The 19080-nt window shown below is 43.1% G+C and carries 22 protein-coding genes; 10 read left to right on the plus strand and 12 right to left on the minus strand.

What is annotated here, in order from left to right; translation table 11 throughout:
• Window positions 1-17 precede the first annotated feature (17 nt).
• Entirely contained in the window at window positions 18-773 is a 756-nt protein-coding gene (locus tag MPH60_RS18595) for a TraR/DksA C4-type zinc finger protein (RefSeq protein ID WP_241592797.1), read from the minus strand.
• Between the two features lie 143 nt (window positions 774-916).
• Here MPH60_RS18595 and MPH60_RS18600 point away from each other — a divergent pair, with 143 nt between their 5' ends.
• Window positions 917-1774, plus strand: a complete 858-nt coding sequence (locus MPH60_RS18600) for a manganese catalase family protein (protein WP_241592795.1) — start codon at window positions 917-919, stop codon at window positions 1772-1774.
• 40 nt (window positions 1775-1814) lie between these two features.
• Here the strand turns inward: MPH60_RS18600 and MPH60_RS18605 are convergent, their stop codons facing one another.
• From MPH60_RS18605 to MPH60_RS18620, 4 genes are all read right to left on the minus strand, one after another.
• A complete protein-coding gene (locus MPH60_RS18605) occupies window positions 1815-2429 on the minus strand; it encodes a PH domain-containing protein (protein ID WP_241592793.1) in 615 nt (204 codons plus the stop codon).
• Window positions 2430-2469: 40 nt separating this feature from the next.
• Window positions 2470-2946 carry a GNAT family N-acetyltransferase gene (locus MPH60_RS18610; RefSeq protein WP_241592846.1) on the minus strand — a complete coding sequence of 159 codons (477 nt, stop codon included), beginning with the start codon at window positions 2944-2946 and terminating at the stop codon, window positions 2470-2472.
• Between the two features lie 148 nt (window positions 2947-3094).
• Window positions 3095-3319 carry a hypothetical protein gene (locus MPH60_RS18615; RefSeq protein WP_137016354.1) on the minus strand — a complete coding sequence of 75 codons (225 nt, stop codon included), beginning with the start codon at window positions 3317-3319 and terminating at the stop codon, window positions 3095-3097.
• 134 nt (window positions 3320-3453) lie between these two features.
• Window positions 3454-4044 carry a peptidylprolyl isomerase gene (locus MPH60_RS18620; protein ID WP_098371439.1) on the minus strand — a complete coding sequence of 197 codons (591 nt, stop codon included), beginning with the start codon at window positions 4042-4044 and terminating at the stop codon, window positions 3454-3456.
• 181 nt (window positions 4045-4225) lie between these two features.
• Between MPH60_RS18620 and MPH60_RS18625 the strand changes: the two genes are divergently transcribed.
• The gene (locus MPH60_RS18625) at window positions 4226-4612 is read left to right on the plus strand and encodes a kinase-associated lipoprotein B (protein WP_137016358.1); all 387 of its coding nucleotides are present in this window, start codon (window positions 4226-4228) and stop codon (window positions 4610-4612) included.
• A gap of 40 nt (window positions 4613-4652) precedes the next feature.
• Here the strand turns inward: MPH60_RS18625 and kapD are convergent, their stop codons facing one another.
• Complete coding sequence (gene kapD / locus MPH60_RS18630) at window positions 4653-5279, minus strand: 3'-5' exonuclease KapD (RefSeq protein WP_241592787.1); 627 nt, start codon at window positions 5277-5279, stop codon at window positions 4653-4655.
• Window positions 5280-5540: 261 nt separating this feature from the next.
• Here kapD and MPH60_RS18635 point away from each other — a divergent pair, with 261 nt between their 5' ends.
• Window positions 5541-7400: a transglycosylase domain-containing protein gene (locus MPH60_RS18635; RefSeq protein WP_241592785.1), complete on the plus strand. Its 1860-nt coding sequence runs from the start codon at window positions 5541-5543 to the stop codon at window positions 7398-7400.
• A gap of 871 nt (window positions 7401-8271) precedes the next feature.
• Here MPH60_RS18635 and MPH60_RS18640 read toward each other — a convergent pair.
• Window positions 8272-8829: a DUF5366 family protein gene (locus MPH60_RS18640; protein WP_241592783.1), complete on the minus strand. Its 558-nt coding sequence runs from the start codon at window positions 8827-8829 to the stop codon at window positions 8272-8274.
• Window positions 8830-9159: 330 nt separating this feature from the next.
• Between MPH60_RS18640 and MPH60_RS18645 the strand changes: the two genes are divergently transcribed.
• From MPH60_RS18645 to mnhG, 7 genes are read left to right on the plus strand one after another with little or no spacing between them, the layout of a single operon-like run.
• A complete protein-coding gene (locus MPH60_RS18645) occupies window positions 9160-11565 on the plus strand; it encodes a Na+/H+ antiporter subunit A (RefSeq protein WP_241592781.1) in 2406 nt (801 codons plus the stop codon).
• Window positions 11562-11984, plus strand: a complete 423-nt coding sequence (locus MPH60_RS18650) for a Na(+)/H(+) antiporter subunit B (RefSeq protein ID WP_034310256.1) — start codon at window positions 11562-11564, stop codon at window positions 11982-11984. Before MPH60_RS18645 ends, MPH60_RS18650 begins: the two co-directional genes overlap by 4 nt.
• Window positions 11984-12325: a Na(+)/H(+) antiporter subunit C gene (locus MPH60_RS18655; protein WP_054398868.1), complete on the plus strand. Its 342-nt coding sequence runs from the start codon at window positions 11984-11986 to the stop codon at window positions 12323-12325. The genes MPH60_RS18650 and MPH60_RS18655 overlap by 1 nt, the downstream gene beginning before the upstream one ends.
• Window positions 12318-13799 carry a Na+/H+ antiporter subunit D gene (locus MPH60_RS18660; RefSeq protein WP_241592779.1) on the plus strand — a complete coding sequence of 494 codons (1482 nt, stop codon included), beginning with the start codon at window positions 12318-12320 and terminating at the stop codon, window positions 13797-13799. The genes MPH60_RS18655 and MPH60_RS18660 overlap by 8 nt, the downstream gene beginning before the upstream one ends.
• Window positions 13800-13805: 6 nt before the next feature.
• Complete coding sequence (locus tag MPH60_RS18665; protein WP_241592777.1) at window positions 13806-14282, plus strand: Na+/H+ antiporter subunit E; 477 nt, start codon at window positions 13806-13808, stop codon at window positions 14280-14282.
• Between the two features lie 11 nt (window positions 14283-14293).
• On the plus strand, window positions 14294-14566 hold the full coding sequence (locus MPH60_RS18670; protein ID WP_370023645.1) for a Na(+)/H(+) antiporter subunit F1: 273 nt from the start codon (window positions 14294-14296) through the stop codon (window positions 14564-14566).
• A complete protein-coding gene (gene mnhG, locus MPH60_RS18675) occupies window positions 14550-14888 on the plus strand; it encodes a monovalent cation/H(+) antiporter subunit G (RefSeq protein WP_241592776.1) in 339 nt (112 codons plus the stop codon). Before MPH60_RS18670 ends, mnhG begins: the two co-directional genes overlap by 17 nt.
• Before the next feature lie 53 nt (window positions 14889-14941).
• On the opposite strand, the gene MPH60_RS18680 is transcribed toward mnhG, so the two are convergent.
• From MPH60_RS18680 to ribD, 5 genes are all read right to left on the minus strand, one after another.
• Window positions 14942-15661 (minus strand): MOSC domain-containing protein, encoded by a 720-nt coding sequence (locus tag MPH60_RS18680; protein ID WP_241592775.1) that lies wholly within the window; start codon window positions 15659-15661, stop codon window positions 14942-14944.
• A gap of 98 nt (window positions 15662-15759) precedes the next feature.
• Window positions 15760-16158, minus strand: coding sequence for a hotdog fold thioesterase (locus tag MPH60_RS18685; protein WP_241592774.1), 399 nt, complete (start codon window positions 16156-16158; stop codon window positions 15760-15762).
• 116 nt (window positions 16159-16274) lie between these two features.
• The gene (locus tag MPH60_RS18690; protein WP_241592773.1) at window positions 16275-16838 is read right to left on the minus strand and encodes a 5' nucleotidase, NT5C type; all 564 of its coding nucleotides are present in this window, start codon (window positions 16836-16838) and stop codon (window positions 16275-16277) included.
• Window positions 16839-16853: 15 nt separating this feature from the next.
• Window positions 16854-17951, minus strand: a complete 1098-nt coding sequence (locus MPH60_RS18695) for an FAD-dependent monooxygenase (protein ID WP_241592770.1) — start codon at window positions 17949-17951, stop codon at window positions 16854-16856.
• Between the two features lie 17 nt (window positions 17952-17968).
• The gene (gene ribD, locus MPH60_RS18700) at window positions 17969-19069 is read right to left on the minus strand and encodes a bifunctional diaminohydroxyphosphoribosylaminopyrimidine deaminase/5-amino-6-(5-phosphoribosylamino)uracil reductase RibD (RefSeq protein WP_241592768.1); all 1101 of its coding nucleotides are present in this window, start codon (window positions 19067-19069) and stop codon (window positions 17969-17971) included.
• Window positions 19070-19080 lie beyond the last annotated feature (11 nt).

Below are 19080 nucleotides of genomic sequence, written 5' to 3' on the forward strand. Positions count from 1 at the left end.
ATCCTGGTTCTTCTTTTTTATTCTTTTTCTTCATCCACATAAGGATCATGCTCATATCGGGGCAGATCCCCAAATGATGTTTGGATGTTTTCTTCAAATAGTTCTTCCTTCAATTCTTCATATTGCGAGTTCGGATAAACCGTTATCTCTTTACCGTATATATCCACACCAACGAAATTTTCATAATTTTCGACATAGCCGACATTTTCCTCGGACTCGACATACATATCTTCGTAATCGTTTGGCGGATTTACAAAATCTGAAGGCGATTCAGATGTTCCATAACTGGCAACATCCTGCCAAGAATCCTCCGCATCATACGCAACCGATTCGTGCCGGTCGTCAAAATCAAACCTTCCAAATGGCGGTCCCAATACTTCCTCTTCGACCGGCCGATTGTCCGAAGTTTCCTGTGATGGGGTATGCTCGACACAATAAGTCGTTGTAGGGATTGCTTTCAAACGTTCAAGAGGTATTTCCTGTGAACATACCTGGCACTTTCCATACTCACCTGCCTCGATGGCTGAAAGCGCCCGTTCAATATCCCTTATCTCATCCCGATCATGCTCGGAAAGGGCCAAATCCTTTTCCCGTTCATATAACTCGGTTCCTTCATCTCCGGGATGATTATCGTAACTCGATAACTCACCAGTCGAATCCTCCAGGCTTCTTCTTAAATCGTAGTTGCCTGAATCATTTAATCGCTCTTCCAACTCTTGCTTCGTTTGCTGCAATTGCTGTTGAAATTCTTTTAGCTGCTGATTGGATAGCATGTGCAACATCCTTTCAAAATCGTTCTTCCTTCTAGTATTTCTCTCTTCCCATCATTCCATAAAGGTACTTTTTACCTTAGGAATAATTTAATTCAGATAACAGAAGCTAATTTAGAAATATTAATTTCAAGGAGGGCTTCCATTTGTATTTCTATAAAGAAGACTTAATCAATATGATCGTTCCTGATAAGCCTGATCCGAATGCGGCAAAAGTGCTTCAAGAAACGCTTGGAGGGCAATTCGGTGAAATGCGGACGATGATGCAGTATTCTTTCCAGAGCGCCAATTTCCGCGGCAAGGCTAAACAATATCGTGATTTAATCCGTGGAGTTTTCTTGGAGGAACTTAGCCACATTGAACTTGTCCAATCAACTATCAACCAGCTGCTGAATGATGCTGGCGGGGATATGCCTGGAGATGTCGCTACCGATGGCGCCCCATTGGATGAAGTCATCAAAGGCGGCGCAAACCCTCACCATTTCATCATCGGTGCAAAAGCATCCCTCCCCGTCGATGCCGGCGGCAATCCATGGAACGGATCATGGGTTTATGATCACGGTAATCTTGTGGCCAACCTTTTGAACAATGTCATGCTTGAATCTACGGGAGTCCTGCAAAAGTCCAGGATTTATGAAATGAGTTCCAATAAATCAATGCGCGAAACACTGGCATTTTTAATGGTTCGGGACAATGCCCATCAAAATGCATTTGCCAAGGCATTGGAAACACTTGGGGTCGACTGGGGGAAAATCTTCCCTGTACCTAATTATGATTTGAACAAATATCCTGAATGCCGCAAATATGTGGATTTAGGCTACCATAATGCCCAATTCAATTTCAGGATGGATCAAACTCGAATCGGCGAGATTTTCCAAGGGGAAACACCGAGCCGAAATGGCGGAAACCTTGCTGTTACCGAGCCGCCAAAAGGATTCCCGGTGCCCGATATGCCGGATATGCCCAACGAACATAGCCCTGGCTTGAGTGATTTGAACAATTAAAAAAGAAGGCGGACACATCATTCTGTGTTCGCCTTCTTTTTTAATTATTGATATATTTTTCAAAAACAAAGCCAAAATCTTTCACATGGTACTTTTTCCGGCTGTCCATCAGCCATTCGAAAGCGGCGGAATTAATTTCCTTGAAGCTTGCAGCCATTTGGCTTCCATCAGTGCGAACTTGGTTCAAAGTGGAAGAAGCAAGATTTACGCTTTGATGGGCATATTGAAGGGCAAACTCATTCTCATGGCAAATTTCCGAAATTTTCACGAGTGATTTGAACAAGTCCTTTAATTCTTCAATGAATTTCTTATGGACATCAATGGAGAAAGTCTTTGCACCGATTGAAAATTTTATTTCAGCATCCAAATCCACGGTCCCTGCGGTTTCAAGCGTGGCGTTGGAAATCGTATACTGGCTGTAGCTATATCTCGTTAGTGTACGCTTTTTGCTTATCGCACTTGTACCGTCCAAATGTATGAACGCTTGATTCGTGAAACAGTACTCATCCGTTTTTGATTTAATCAGGAAATAAATTTTTTCCCCATCTTCATGCATGATATAGTCATCTGCATCCACCTTGTCATAATCAGCAGGACTAATCACACTTCCAATATCACTAAGACCAAGGGCATCTGCCGCCATTTTCTTGAACATCCCTATTCCCCCTATCAAAATCCAGGTGAATTACACCTTATTATAAGTATTTCTCCAGTATTATCTCGTCTCTGATCGGAATTCCATCAAAACTGTAAAATGGTATTTCAGGCTTAATTTTCCGGGATTCTTCCACGGCATTTTTAACGATTTCCGAAATGACATAACCACGCTTTTGAAAAAACTTCAATGCCTGTAAATTATCGTTCGTTGTAATCGCTTTAATCGTATGGCAATTTTTTTCCTTAGCGTTATTCTCCATCACATAAAGCAACGATGAGCCAACACCTTGATTCTCATGCTCACTATTCAAAGAGATGATCTGACATACATGGTCGGATAATTTGTATGTTCCCAACCCCGTGATTTTTTCATTCTCGTCCATCACCCCAAAACCCTCAAGTTCCGCATAATGAAACAAGCCTCTTGAAAAAACGACTTGGGTCGTCTCCCAGTGCTGAATGAAAAAATCCTTAACCGTATCTGCCGCAATCATTCTTTTCGCCATGATTTGCATAACCAACTACGCCCCCAAAATTTCTATCTCTATGCTTATAGTATAAAATGCTTATGCTGATAAGGGAACATTTAATTCTTTACACCTTCTAACAAAACATAATACCATTCATATTAAGATAATCAATATCAAAAGGCATCTTCCGGGATCAAGAAATTGTATCATCCTTTATTCGCTGGTTCCTTCTGGTGACCTCATCTTCGAATTGCTTCGTTTTCATTTCTTCCTTCTTTGAATATCTTATAATTGCCCTCATCGTAAAAACGGCTGCTACTAAAAAAATGAAGCAAGTTATACCAGCTGAGATATATTCAGTCTTGTCTTCCGGAAAGTAAAGAAACAAACCTAGTAAAGCATGATTGAGAAAGTCCATCCGATACATCCTTCCTGATAGGGAATTAACTGCATTATCCCATTATATCAATTACCAAAAGAATCCACTAGTGGAGCTTACTCCCTAAACCCCGAAAAAAAAGAGAGGCATTGAGCCCCTCACTTCTCTTTTATTTATAAAATGGTGATCCCTTTAATGACTACGTCCACTGCAGGCTTGTCTCCCGCAACTGTCTCTACGTTAGCAATCGTATCAACAACGTCCATGCCTTCGACCACTTGTCCGAAGACAGAGTGTTTGTGATCCAGCCAAGGTGTGCCGCCTTGCTCCATATAAGCACTGATGATTTCTTCCGGATAACCGGCTTGCTTCATTTGCTCACCCATCCTGCTGTCCACATGCTGGGCTTGTACGACGAAGAATTGGCTGCCGTTTGTTCCCGGGCCTGCATTTGCCATGGAAAGAGCTCCGCGCAAATTGAATAATTGCATGGAGAACTCGTCCTCAAATGGAGTTCCCCAAATACTTTCTCCACCCATTCCAGTGCCTGTCGGATCTCCGCCTTGAAGCATGAAATCCTTGATGACACGGTGAAAGATGATTCCTTCGTAATAACCGTTTTCAGCATGTGTCAAGAAATTCTCCACTGTCTTTGGAGCCAGTTCAGGGAATAGTTTAATTTTAATATCGCCCATCGTCGTTTGCATGATGACCGCTTTTTCATTTTCCAAAACTTCACTTGTTAATTGTGGAAAGTTTGTCATACTACATAACCTCTTTCTTTTAAAATTAAATGGCATGAAACACCATTTTTCATCTTCATTTGTACACTTTACACGATTTTCATAAAAAAAGCATCTTTACGAAATTGAACAAATTCGCTGTGAAAAATCGTCGTTCTTATGTATCATGAAGGAAGTTAAAAGAAAGAAAGGTGGTAGGGAAATGTCAGAACAGGATTTTAAAATCGGCGATAAGGTCACCGCCATATATAAAACTGGAAAATACATCGGGGAAGTCACCGATATCAGACCTGCTGCATATCTTGTTAAAGTGTTGGCTGTCTTGAAGCATCCCATGCAGGGAGATCTTCATAACCCGAAGCAAACGGAAGTGTCCATGTTCCATCAGCGGCGTGCTCTAGCTTTCCGGGAGCAAACCAATGTGCCAAAGAATATGGTCAGGAACTTTAATGAGGAGATCCCTGAGTATAAGGAATCCTTAAGAGAAGCTGTTGAGAAAATGAAAGGCACTTTAAGCGAAGCCCAAACAGAGTGGAATGATAAAAGCTTACAGTTGCTTGAAGATCTAGAGGCGGATTATTTTAAATAAAGCATGATAAAAGCCAAATCAATAGTATATGATTTGGCTTTTATAACGCTAAATGATTCAATACTTTTGATAAATCAATGCGATCGCCAATTGTCGTAGGTTCATGATTTTTCATATAACTTTTATCTTTTTCCACTAACTTAAAGATATTATATGTCGTAATCGCATCATCCAGCGCCCGGTGATGCTTGCCTGTCCCTTCTTTGCCATAGGCCTGTACAGCTTTCCAAAGCCCGGTTTGATTTTGATCCCCGAAAAAGCGTTTATACTCCAGGCAAAGATCACTTTGTTTCCCTGAAAAAGGGAAATCCAATCCTGCTTTCTGACAGTTCTGGCGAAGTACCTTCATATCCATATTACCCCAAGTAACAATCGTCGTCGTCGGGTGCTGCTCATCCACTTTCTTCAATAAATTAACAAGCTCTTCAAATGAAATCCCCCGGTCCACCTGATCCTGGGTAATGTTCAAGAACTTTTTGCATCTTCCCGTTAAGACTGGAAATTTCAATGGGTTAACAAAAGATGAGAATTGTTCCTGAATGGTCTCATTAATGACGGTGACTAAGCCAACCTCAATGATTTCCGGATAAAAACCTACTGGATTGGCTTTTCCTTCCGGCATCGTAAATTCAAAATCAATGAATACATATTGCTGTTGTTCCTCCATTTTTATGACCCCCTTCATATTCCTGACATCAACATATAAACAAAAGATGTTTTTTTCTCACGAGACTATTATAACAGAAGATTTAGAAAGTTTTCCGTAATACACCATCCGGATACGCTATAGCCGTCATACCTAATTTACCCAAAACTCTTTATTGTCTACATTATTTGGATTATGATGGATGAATAAACCAAAAGTACCATTTTTTCATTCCTTCAATCCAAGGACATACTAAAAATATATTAGTTAGGAAGTTGAACTATGCGCACGTATCTTGGTTATACCACGATTTTCCTTTTGATTCCCGTATTGATCCTTTTCATTTTTCTTTCCTATCAGGAGTGGTCCTTAGCACAATCTCCCTATCATGTACTCGACGAGCGAATTCCCATTGAATCGATAGAACTGGCTCAGAATAGTTACATGAAGGCCGCAAATGGAAAGGTCATCAGTGAAATTTCCACTGGTGAGAAAAGGACTTACCTAAAACTTGAAGACATCCCCCTCTTCCTGGAAAATCTATTCATCGTTACAGAGGATCAGAAATTTTATGATCATGCAGGCGTTGACCTATCCGGCATAAGCAGGGCGCTTCTTATCAATTCACAAAATAAAACAATCGAACAAGGCGGCAGTACCATTACCCAGCAACTGGCCAGGAATGTTTATCTTTCACATGATAGGACGTATAACCGAAAACTCAGTGAACTCATCTACGCCTATCAGATAGAGCGAAAAAAATCAAAACCGGAAATCATGGAGCTGTATTTGAATGCCATATATTTCAGTAATGGAGCTTATGGAATCGAAGCTGCTTCCCAATATTATTTCAGTAAACCCACTGGAGAGTTATCCAAGGCGGAACTTGCCTTCCTGGCCGCAATCCCTAATAATCCGGAACTCTATAACCCTCTTAAACATTTCGATGCGACTAAAAAGCGGCAGGAGAGATTACTGAAACAAATGGTGGCCGAAGGTGATTTAGAACAGGCCGAGTACGAGAAGCTCATTAAAAGTACGATTAAATTAGACTTGTCCACCCCGGTCGACTTATATCCCGATTATGTGACATATGTTCATCAGGAGTTGAAAAACCTGGTGGCATCCTCCGAGGGTCTTGACAAATCTCTGCAAAGCCCTGAAGTCGCCATCCGTAAGAAAGCGGAAGCTGAGCTGGATAAAAAGGTCAAAAAGCTTTTGAATTCCGGTGTAACCATCCATACCGCACTCGATACCAAGCTGCAATCACAGTCAAAGACTGCCGTACAATCGAAAATCGGTGTCAATGATATCGAGGGAGCTTTAGTGGTTATACAGCATCATACGCACGAGCTTGTCTCTTTGATTGGGGGAAAAGATTATAAAAAAAATTCTTTCAACCGTGCATACCAAAGCTATAGGCAGCCTGGATCAGCCATTAAGCCGCTTCTCGATTATGCTCCCTATTTGGAGGAAACGGATTCTGACATCAATCAGCTAGTTAGCGGAGCAAGCTATTGCAGCAATAGTTATTGTCCAAAGAATTATAGCGGCGACAGCTACGGGATGGTCACACTAAGAACTGCCTTCGCTCAGTCCTATAATACACCCGCCATAAGAATTTTTGAAAAGACGGGAGTGGAAACGAGTTTCAAGTACCTCGATGAATTCGACTTTAAAAAGGTGAGCAAAAAAGACCACCATACGAGTTCGGCCATAGGCGGATTCGAATATGGCATGAGTCCCCTTGAACTGACAAATGCCTATACTTCCTTCAATGACGGAAACTATCAGCCAGCGCGCGCCATTATTAAAGTCACCGATCAGGACGGTAAAGTCCTTTATAAATGGAAAGACCGCTCCAAGGAAATATGGAGCAAAAGCACTGTAGCCAAGATGCGGCAGCTGCTCCATGAAACGATCATTTCCGGGACAGCCCGCAAAGCCTACTTTCCTACAGAATATGTCGGCGGTAAAACCGGTACGACCAATGATGTAAAAGACATGTGGTTTGTCGGCCTGACAGCAAACTATACAACCGGGGTTTGGATTGGAAGGGACAAGCCATCCAATCTACAATCCATTTATTCACATACGCCCCATGTATTGATTTGGAAAGATATCAGCCAGACTGCCGAGTGAAAAAAGAAGGTGCCGAGATGGCACCTTCTTTTTTGTCGATAAAATGAGGTTTGGAACGGTCTCAATCCCTGATGCGATATGATCATGGAATTATTGCTATGAACATGCTCCTACTCCATGATTTGTTTTACATGGGATGAAAACTCACTGGATTGTAGAAAATTGCGACATTCCTGCCGAATAGCCTGCAAGCCAAGACCCCAATATATGCTTGCTTTGATGAGGCTTGGCAGAAAGGCAGCGGAAAGCAAGTGCCTGGAGTGGAACTCAACGTTCAATTAATTTTACATTTCCTCAAAAAACTGTAGGCAACTCCATTATTATCGACTCTACAGTCTGATGGCACCTTCCTGTTGTGTAGACAAAAGAAGTTCCATCTAAATGTTAAAACAAAGTTGATTGGATTGGAACGGAAGGTACGAGACTCCTGCGGGGAAAGCGCGTCAAAGGGAGACCCGCAGGTGCTTGCGCCGAGGAGGCTCCCGGACCGCCCGCGGAAAGCGAGTGCCTGGTGTGGAAATCAAGTTCAGTTAATTTTACATTTCCTCAAAAAAACTGTAGGCAACTCCATTATTATCGACTCTACAGTCTGATGGCACCTTCCTGTTGTGTAGACAAAAGAAGTTCCATCTAAATGTTAAAACAAAGTTGATTGGATTGGAACGGAAGGTACGAGACTCCTGCGGGAAAAGCGCGTCAAAGGGAGACCCCGCAGGTGCTTGCGCCGAGGAGGCTCCCGGACCGCCCGCGGAAAGCGAGTGCCTGGTGTGGAAATCAAGTTCAGTTAATTTTACATTTCCTCAAAAAAACTGTAGGCAACTCCATTATCGTCTACAGTCTGTAAGGCCCGATGATGCCACCTTCTTTTTTGCTATATGGGAATGCTTGCGATGATGCTGTTATAAAGCTTCAATCCTGCATAAGCGACTATTGAAATCAGTGCCGTCCAAACGAAGATTGGAAAGAAAACCAATCCCACTAGCCTCGACAAATTCAGGCTCGGGCTCAACTTATTGACAAAATAAATTAAAGCCACGACATTCGTCGCGATAAAGATCGCTCCAAGCCCGAAGATGAATTGAACGCTGAACAATGAAAAGGCACCGCCAATCACATAAATGACAGACCCCTTTCTTGCACTGTTCAGGGCTTTCCCCTCCGAATCCCTGGAAAAGAATAATAAAGAAAGCTCCAATATCGTATCGGAGATCAGCTTCAATGCAGCAAAAACCATGAAGAATAAAAGGAGCAATACGATCAGCAACGCCAGCTTGATGCCGGCTTCAGAAAAGAACTCCCGCATCCCTTGGTAGATTCCCAAATTCCCAAATAACTTGAGCATTTGCATTTCGCCATAAATGGCAAAGGAGAGACTGAATAATAGGATCGAAATGATTGGTAAATAGCTAAATAAATAGGTGTTTTTCATGATTTCTCCATCCATGTGTCTTTTATCCTATATTATGCAAGATAATCCATGATTTCACAATGGATACTCTACTCATTCACCGTTGAAAACTTTTTTTAATAAATTTTTCAGGGCGGTTCCCCCTCCTTTTCTACCTATATATAAAACATCATTCAAGTTGACCTTCACCGTTTTTAAAGCCATGCAAACCCACATAAATTGCGTTATACTTTTAAGCGAGGCAAGCATTCGATAAAAAAATACATATTCAACGAAGATTCCTAACGTCTAGAATTGCGCGACAAAAGCATAATAAGACGACTGACTTCGTTTTAAAAAAGGGGGGAGTTTATGTCTTTACTTCATTGGGCGGTATTATCACCGTTTCTATTAGCAATTATTGTACCGATATTGTACAAACTATTTCGACAAATACATACAGGATGGTTTGTTTTGATTTTACCGATTCTCCTTTTCACCTATTTTTCAAGGTTCATTTCCTTGACCAAACAAGGGGATATCATCATGGAAAGCGCCACATGGATTCCTTCTCTCGGAATTGATGTTGATTTCTATGTGGATGGACTAGGGCTTTTGTTTGCCTTGCTCATTACAGGTATCGGTTCACTCGTCGTTCTTTATTCCATTTTCTATTTATCGAAGGAGAAAGAAAAGCTGAACCAATTTTACGTCTTCCTTTTGCTTTTCATGGGGGCAATGCTTGGTGTCGTCCTTTCCGATAATCTAATAGTCCTTTATTCGTTTTGGGAATTCACGAGTTTATCATCTTTTCTATTGATAGGATATTGGAATGAGAGGGAGCGTTCACGTTATGGGGCTCAGAAATCGCTGCTGATCACTGTGCTTGGAGGCTTAAGCATGCTTGGAGGCATCATTCTCCTTTCCATTATGGGAAACACATTCAGCATACGTGAATTGATTGCCCAAAGCGGAGAACTTATGGACCACTCGCTCTTCGTTCCTGCACTTTTGCTTGTGCTGCTTGGCGCGTTCACTAAATCCGCACAGTTCCCGTTCCATATCTGGCTTCCCGACGCGATGGAAGCCCCTACTCCGGTCAGTGCTTACCTTCATTCCGCCACAATGGTCAAGGCTGGTATTTATTTGGTTGCCAGATTAAGCCCTGTTTTTGCAGAATCAGGATTATGGTTCTGGCTCGTTTCGATCGCCGGATTGATCACCCTGTTCTGGGGTTCTTTCTCTGCAATCAAGCAGACTGATTTGAAGGGGATTCTCGCTTTTTCCACCATCAGTCAGCTCGGATTGATCATGTCGCTTTTGGGACTTGGTGCTGCGGCACTCCACTATGAAACGTTGGGGGAAAATATATACTTGGCAGCCACGGTTGCAGCAGTATTCCACTTGATTAATCATGCGACCTTTAAAGGGAGCCTATTCATGGTTGCAGGCATCATTGATCATGAAACCGGTACGCGTGATATCAGAAAGCTTGGCGGATTGATGCAGTTGATGCCGATCACTTTCACCGTCGCTGTGATAGGTGCTTTTTCAATGGCTGGACTTCCGCCCTTCAATGGTTTTTTGAGCAAGGAAATGTTCCTGGCCAGCATGGTGGATGTATTGGAATTGAATATCTTCAATATGGAGACATGGGGGGGCCTGTTCCCTGTAGTTGCATGGGTAGCCAGTGTATTCACTTTTATTTATAGCATGATTGTCGTGCTCAAACCCTTTACAGGCAAACTTCAGTTACAACTTTTGGAAAAGAAGCCCCACGAGGCACCGGTCGGGATGCTGATATCCCCGATCATCCTTGCTTCGTTGGTCATCGTTTTCGGTATTTTTCCAAACTTGCTGTCTTCATCCATCATTAAACCTGCGGTAGCGGGCATACAGCCAAGCTTGGCGGGACCGGATTTCCAAGTCCATATCGCCTTCTGGCATGGATTCGAACCTGAAGTATGGATGACCATCGGCATCATAGCTTTTGGAATTCTATTATATAAAACACTTCCGAAGTGGCAGAAAGTCACTCAGTGGATTCCTGAACGCATTTCCCTGAATGCTTTGTATGATAACGGGGTAAGAGGGCTCGAACGTTCAGCTTCCTTCGTCATGAAAGTATTAATGACAGGTTCGATTCGGACGTATCTGCTTTCAATCTTCCTTTTCTTCATTCTTTCCTTGGGCTTTACGCTCTATTGGAAGAATGCATTTAAATTGGATGCAGGGAATTTTGCCCCGATCGGCATATATGAATTGGTATTATCCGGAATTATTGTGATTGGCTCCGTCGCCATTCTGTTTGCAAGATCCCGTTTAACTTCTATAATCATCTTGGGAGCCGTCGGTTATACGATTTCCTTATTTTTCGTTTTGCTGCGGGCACCTGATTTAGCCTTGACTCAACTAGTCATCGAAACGATTTCGGTATCGCTGTTTTTGCTCTGTTTCTTCCACCTTCCGTTAATGGCAAGCAGAAAGGAAGAACGGATGACATTCAAGTTGAATAATGCCCTGATATCCATTGGTGTAGGGGTCATCGTGACATTGATTGCCTTATCGGCACATAGCAACAAACTATTTGATTCCATATCCAGTTACTATCTTGAAAATGCTTATAAGGAAGCGGGAGGGAAAAACGTCGTAAATGTCATTCTCGTTGACTTCCGCGGACTTGATACGATGTTTGAAATCACTGTCCTTTCCATCGCTGCGCTCGGAATATTCGCGATGATCAAATTGCGTTTGACAGGGGGGAAAGATAAATCATGAAGCAAAATGACCTGATTCTCCAAACGGTTACGAAAGTCGCCGCCTTTGTTATCTTGCTGTTTGCGGTAGCCATCTTTTTAGGCGGGCATTATTCGCCGGGTGGCGGGTTTGTCGGCGGTTTAATGACTTCAGCCGCCATAGTCCTGCTGTTGCTCGCTTTCGACATTAAAACCGTCACCGGCATTTTGCCGATTGACTATAAGTTAATGATCGGTTCAGGGCTGTTCATATCAAGCCTGACCGTGGCCGGTGGGCTGGTGTTCGGGGTGCCCCTCATGACACATGTTTATCAATATGTTGATTTACCGCTTCTTGGGCATATCTCGCTTCATACCGCGGTCCTTTTTGATCTGGGTGTTTATCTTGTGGTTGTTGGTGTAACGATGACCATTATTCAAACGATAGGGGAGAGTGAATAATGGAACTTTTAATGGCCATTGTCATTGGAATACTATTTATGTGTGCGACCTATTTAATGCTTTCCAAAAGCATTTTAAGAATCATAATCGGTACCGGGCTGCTCAGTCACGGCGCCCACCTTTTGATTTTGACGATGGGCGGTTTGAAAGGCGGTTCCGTTCCATTGCTAAGTGATGAAGCTGCATCCTATGTCGATCCGCTTCCGCAAGCGCTTATCTTGACGGCAATCGTCATCAGTTTCGGAGTCACATCATTTCTGCTGGTACTTGCTTATCGGACCTACCAGGAACTCGGTACGGATGACATGGAAGAAATGAGAGGTACGGAAACGAATGAATAATCTTACTTTCATGCCTGTTTTATGGCCGCTTTTCACAGGCATCCTTCTCATATTCTTTGCAAAAAAAATCAAGCTGCAAAGAGGGATATCGCTTTTTTCCTCTTTTATCGGAATTGTAATTTCCCTTTATCTAGTGTTTACGGTCCAGTCTCAAGGGATCTTGACTTTAGGCGTCGGCAGCTGGGATGCGCCATTCGGGATCGTGATCGTCGCGGATATGCTTTCTTCGCTGCTCGTACTGACCACGAATATCATTGGATTTGCCATACTGATTTATTCGTTTTACTCCATAGGGGAAGATCGTGAAAGGCATTATTACTATCCTGTATTTCAATTTTTGCTGATCGGGGTAAACGGCGCCTTCCTTACGGGGGATCTTTTCAATCTATTCGTATTCTTCGAAGTCATGCTGATGGCTTCCTATGTGCTGCTGGTACTGGGAGGTACGAAAATCCAGCTGAGGGAATCATTGAAGTATATCATCGTCAATGTGCTTTCCTCTTCCTTTTTCGTCATCATGGTGGCTTATCTTTATTCAGTCGTAGGAACATTGAACATGGCGGACATCAGTCAGAGGATAACGGAAGTCAACCAGCCTGGAATCATCTCGGTGATAGCGATTGGCTTTCTGATCGTATTCGGTTTGAAGGGAGCGATTTTCCCGCTTTTCCAATGGCTGCCTGGTTCCTATTATGCTCCGCCCATTCCAGTGATGGCCCTATTCGGGGCATTGCTGACAAAGGTCGGGATCTATTCCATTTTCAGGACCTATACACTGATGTTTTATCATGACCAGGATTTCACCCATACATTCCTTGCGATACTGGCAATCTTGACCATCATCATCGGTGTCATTGGCGCGATAGCTTATTGGGATGTAAAAAAAATCATCATTTACAATATCATCATCGCCGTCGGGGTTATCCTATTCGGCATCTCCGTCATGAATGAACAGGCCTTATCAGGCTCCATTCTATATATCATTCATGACATGCTGATCAAGGCTGCACTCTTCCTGCTTGTAGGCATCATGGTCAAAATCAGCGGATCGGATGATTTGCGGAACATGGGCGGCTTGATCAAGCAATACCCTGCCGTTGCATGGACCTTCTTCATAGCGGCCATATCATTGGCGGGAATTCCGCCGTTCAGCGGTTTTGCCGGCAAGCTCCTGATTCTTCAAGGAGCAGCAGAAAAAGGGGCCTACTTGGGAATGGCCGTTGTCTTAATTTCAAGCTTGATGGTCCTCTATTCCGTGATGAAAATATTCATGAATGGCTTTTGGGGAACTCCAAAAGCTGATTATGCCTTAACTAATGGAAAGGTTAATAAAATGCTGGTTCCTGCCGTACTCCTTGTCATCATTTCCGTTTTATTCGGAGTAGGAACAGAATCGATATACCCATACATTACACAAGCTGTAGATTCATTAATGAATCCCGAAATCTATAACAAAGCGGTTTTAAAGGAGTAGTGCCTGATGTCATTCCAAATTTTACTGAATGTGTTCCTTGCGGTTATCTGGATGTTTTTAAAAAATGAGTTTAACGGGAGCACTTTTATCATCGGATATTTATTGGGGCTCGGCATCATGTTCGTCTTCCGTCATTTTTTCAATGATCGTTTTTACTTGAAAAGGGTGAATGCCGTCGTCTTATTGCTGCTCATATTCGCAAGGGAACTTATACTTTCCAACATTAGCGTCCTGAAGGCCGTGCTTAAACCGAACCTGGATATGAGACCTGGCATATTCGCATTTGAAACCGTGCTGACCAAGGATTGGGAAATTACGATACTATCGAATTTAATTACTCTGACACCAGGAACACTTGTCGTTGAAGTATCGGAAGATAATCGGATTCTTTATATCCACGCGATGGATATTGCCGACAAAGTTGAGGCCGTGGACAGCATTAAAAATACATTTGAAAAAGCGATTATGGAGGTGGGCAAATAATGTTCGATCTAATGCTTAAAATCGCGCTGCTCGGTGTTTCGCTTTCCATGATTGGATTCTTATACCGCTTAATCAAAGGGCCTTCCGTGCCGGATCGCGTCATCGCACTCGATGCAATGGGAATCAATCTTATCGCAATCGTTGCACTTGCCTCCATTGTCATGGATACAAGCGCATATCTGGAAGCCATTCTTCTGCTCGGGATCCTATCTTTCATCGGAACGGTCGCTTTCGCCAAATTCCTTGAGAAAGGGGAGATAATCGAAGATGACCGTAATCGTTGAAATCCTATCGGCCCTATTCCTTTTAATGGGAGTCTTTCTCTTTTTAGTCTCGGCTTTCGGCATCATCCGGCTGCCCGACGTCTATACAAGAAATCACGCTGCCTCAAAAAGCTCGACACTTGGAATCATGTTCATCCTGATCGGCACCTTGTTATATTTTTATTATGAACATAGCCATTTCGATTTCCGTGTCGTGCTCGCGATCATCTTTATCTTCATGACCAGCCCTGTTGCCGGACATTTAATCATGCGCTCGGCTTATCATACTGGCGTAAAAATGTGGGATCGGAGTGTCCAGGATGATTTAAAGAAAAACCCGTGATTCCTGCCATTGCAAAAGAGCTGCCCTGATTACAGGAGCAGCTCTTTTCTGTCTCAATCCTTTAAAAATACCTTATCGCCCACTCTGATTTCACCTGTTTGCATAACCGAGGCATATACGCCAAAATGATTTTTTCTTTCCTTGACCACAGTTTTCAGAAGCGATGGATCTCTCTGGGAATCGCTTGGATCGACAGTTATGATCATACAGCGTTCACAATGCCTTTTGATCTCCAATTCCACTTCATTTCCGATTAGGATCCTTTTTCCGAACCATTTCTCTTCTAAAAAGGGTGTTTTGTTCACTAGAGATAGCACTAAATTTTGCCTGAATCTCCTGCCATCCAGTTCTTTTCCCCAAAGTTTTGTCAATTCGCCAATCGAGGCATCACTAACAAGCAGGATGTTTTCTTCTTCAATCGCTCCTAACGGAATATGTGCAGGGTGATAAACAACTGGTTCTGCCTCCTGTTTCAACAACCGTTCCATTTCCTCCTGAAAGGCTCCTTCTCCCCATGTCAAAACGTTTCCTGAAGGGGTCTTCACTTGGATTTCCGGATATTGGTCAAGTGCTTCCTCACCAGAAAAAGCAGCTTGATAACGGACCATTTCAGGGACCTGGGTTATCGTCAGGAACTTCCCATTTTTACCTTTAAAGGCATGACTGCGATCTCCATATAGTCCATAGTCCATCACCTTCGTTTTCTGTACCTGTTCACCAGTGAATGATTTTACAGGATGACGGGTGATTTCTTGTATATGACCCACCAGCATAAAAAAACCTCTTTTCATACAATAGTCTACTGCCATCTTATACTTAAACCGGACACCGTAGAATCATTGCGTCCCTTTATTGAGATCGTTCTTTTGATTCACTTTGGCTTTGGTAAGTCGATAACCGCCAATGTACAGCGTGAAATGCAGATAAGATGATCCTCTTCATCACGAATTTTCACGTCCCACACCATCGTTGTCTTCCCGCGATGCATGATGTTCCCTTCTGCGGTCACAAAACCTGAACGGACGCCCCTAACATGATTGGCATTGATTTCAAGGCCGACGACGGCTTGTTTTGTACTATCTACCAGCAGCATTCCTCCAAAGCTTGCAACGGATTCCGCAAGCGCAACGGACGCTCCCCCATGCAATAAACCATACGGCTGCCTAGTCCGTTCATCCACAGGCATCGTCGCAATGACTTTCCCCTCGCCGACTTCTTTCATTTCAATCCCAAGCGTACCTATCAATGACTTTTCAATATTTCTCTCCATCCCATTACCCCCGACTCTCTTGTTTTTTTAGCAAAAAATGAACCGTTATTCATATTAGTATACAAAAAAAGGATGACCCAAGTCTATCAAGTCATCCGTCAATTATGTGATTTGCATTATTTGGAGAGGATTTCTTTTAATTCATACCAGCTTGTCAGTCTTGGAATATCCAATTCCCTGTTATAGGAGTTATCCATTGCGTACACTTTCGTTGGAATATCCAATAACGTTTCCAGCACTGCCGGTTTATCATCAAAATAATAATCCAATTCCAATTTGCGGATCGTATCAATTTTTTCATGATCCTTCATCCCGCAGTAAAAATGGTCATCCTTAACCGGAAAGCCGTTTTCAATCAGCCATTTCTTCGTCCGTTCACCATGCTCCGCTTTTCTGGCGGTGATGTAATAGATTTCATGACCATCGCGTTCAAGTTCCTGTAGCGTTTCCACTGCGCCCTCGAAGGCCGGACAGGATGAATAATACACTTCATCGGCAAGGCTGTTCCACATTTTGCCCCCAGCCTCTTTATCAAGCCCGAAAGCTTCATGAATCTCCAACGTCTTTAAAGCTCTGAATTTCGTTAACTCTATGTTTGTATTAAGCTTTTCATTATAAAGATGGAACGCGAACTCCCTCAAGTTAATAAGGGTATCGTCAATATCAAAACCGAATTTCATATCCTTCACTCCTATTCAAACATAAGCTGCGGCAAACTGTGATGCAAAGGAAATTTCCTTGTCCACCTGAATGGCCTGTAATCTTTCAATCTCGGCTTTTCTTTTTGGCTCAGCCATTTTAAGTCCAAGGAAGCCAGTATCCTCCTGCAGGATGCATCCAGAAATAAGCTCGGCCAATATATCGGCATCCTTCATGGCACAATTGAGTCCGAACGCACCTGTAGGCGTCATCGTATGGGCTGCATCACCTAATAAAGCAACGCCATCCTTTGTCCATGTTTCACAATAGCTGCTGTAAACATCCAATAAAATGAAGTCCTGCCAAGTGCGGATATTTTCATGCACAACCTTTTTTAATTCAGGAAAGGCAAATAGCAAATCTTCTATGAACGGTTCAAAATGCTGTTTTCGCAAATGGGGAAATGAACCATGTTCTATATTCCAGCCAATTTGGATGAAACCTCCAGCCTGGGTAAAGAGGGCAACTTGGGAGCCATTGACCAATGCCATCTTGATCGAAGGCTTCCATCCCTCCGGAGCTGGAATTTTTGCCCATAGTAAATCATAGCCATGATTTTTAATCACGACTGGAATTCCCGCTTTTTTTCGAACGATGGAAAATCTGCCATCCGCTCCGATTATCAATGAACTTTGCACTTCCAGGTCATTTCCGCCATTTCGAGCCTTGACTCCCGTAAAACGGCCCATTTCATCCTGTATCAAGTCAGTAACCCTCGTATTCATCATCAATTTAAAAGATTCCAGCTTTATGGCTTCATTCAATATAGCTGGAATCAGATGATTTTGAGGGACATGTATCCCAACATGGTCCATAGGAAATTCCGGGAAAATCCTCTTGAATAGTTGGCCGTCATTCCAATATTCAATTTGTTCCATCCTAAGTAACCCTAGTCTTTCCACACTCTCGAATAAACCGTGCTTATTAAGAATGGCCTCTCCTTCATCGTTCAGGAACTCACCCCGGAACTCCCTTGAAACCTCAGAATGCCTCTCAAGCAGGACGACTGAAATGTCCTGCTTGGCCAATAGATAAGCTAGCAGCGCTCCTCCCGGTCCTGATCCGACTATGCATACATCTGATTTAACCAACATACCTCTTCACCTGTTGTCTATTTTAATTTAGGATAAGCCATGATGCGTATATCCTCACCAAACGTTTCCACGCCAGAGAAGGAAACATCCATCGCTTCACCCATCGAATCCACATTCATTCCAGTAAACGGAGTTAGTGAGTTTCTCCCGCCCAATAGTTTAGGAGCTATATAAATCAAGTATTTATCGATGAGCCCTTCCCTAAGGAAAGAGGCATTCACTTCGCTTCCGCCTTCCAGCAAGACATCAGTAATCCCCTTTTTATACAGCTCTTCCATCAAAGCCCTTAGATTCAATCCCGTTTCGTTTTTGGGGACAAAAATGAATTCGACCCCCTTTTCACGTAAAAGGTCCATTTTATCCGCAGGTGCATTTTCATGCGTTACGATCAAGGTTTTCGCATCTGCTGCTTGTACAACATTGGCATCCAAGGGAACCCGTAATTCACTGTCTAAAATGATCCGGATCGGATTTTTCCCATTGCCCTCCGGAAGTCTGGTCGTCAGTGATGGATCATCGGCCAACACAGTCCCGATTCCAACGAGAATGGCATCCACCTCATCACGCAGCAAATGAACGGAATGACGTGATTCTTCTCCTGTTATCCATTTTGAATGGCCTGTGTGGGTTGCGAGCTTTCCATCGAGCGTCATCGCATACTTCGATATGACAAAGGGCCTATTCGTCAGCATATTATGAATGAAACGCTCATTCAGCCTTTGAGCTTCCTCTTTCAGGACGCCAACTTCCACTTCAATTCCCGCATCCTTTAGGATCGATATCCCCCTGCCTGCCACTTCCGGATTCGGATCTTGAGTAGCCACGACAACCCGCCGGACACCTGATTCTTTCACCAAATTTGCACAAGGAGGTGTCTTTCCATAATGGGAACAAGGCTCAAGAGTCACATATAGCGTTGCACCTTCTGCATACTCTCCCGCCATTTTGAAAGCATGCACTTCCGCATGCGGTTCACCCGCTTTACGGTGGATCCCTGTCCCGGCTATCACACCGTCTTTGACTATGACTGCTCCGACCACAGGATTCGGATTCGTCTTTCCTTTTGCACTGGCTGCCAAATCCAGTGCCAGCTTCATGTAATATTGATCATCATTCATACTATAGCTCT

This window comes from Peribacillus sp. Aquil_B1, from assembly GCF_022603275.1.
GTDB lineage: Bacteria > Bacillota > Bacilli > Bacillales > DSM-1321 > Peribacillus.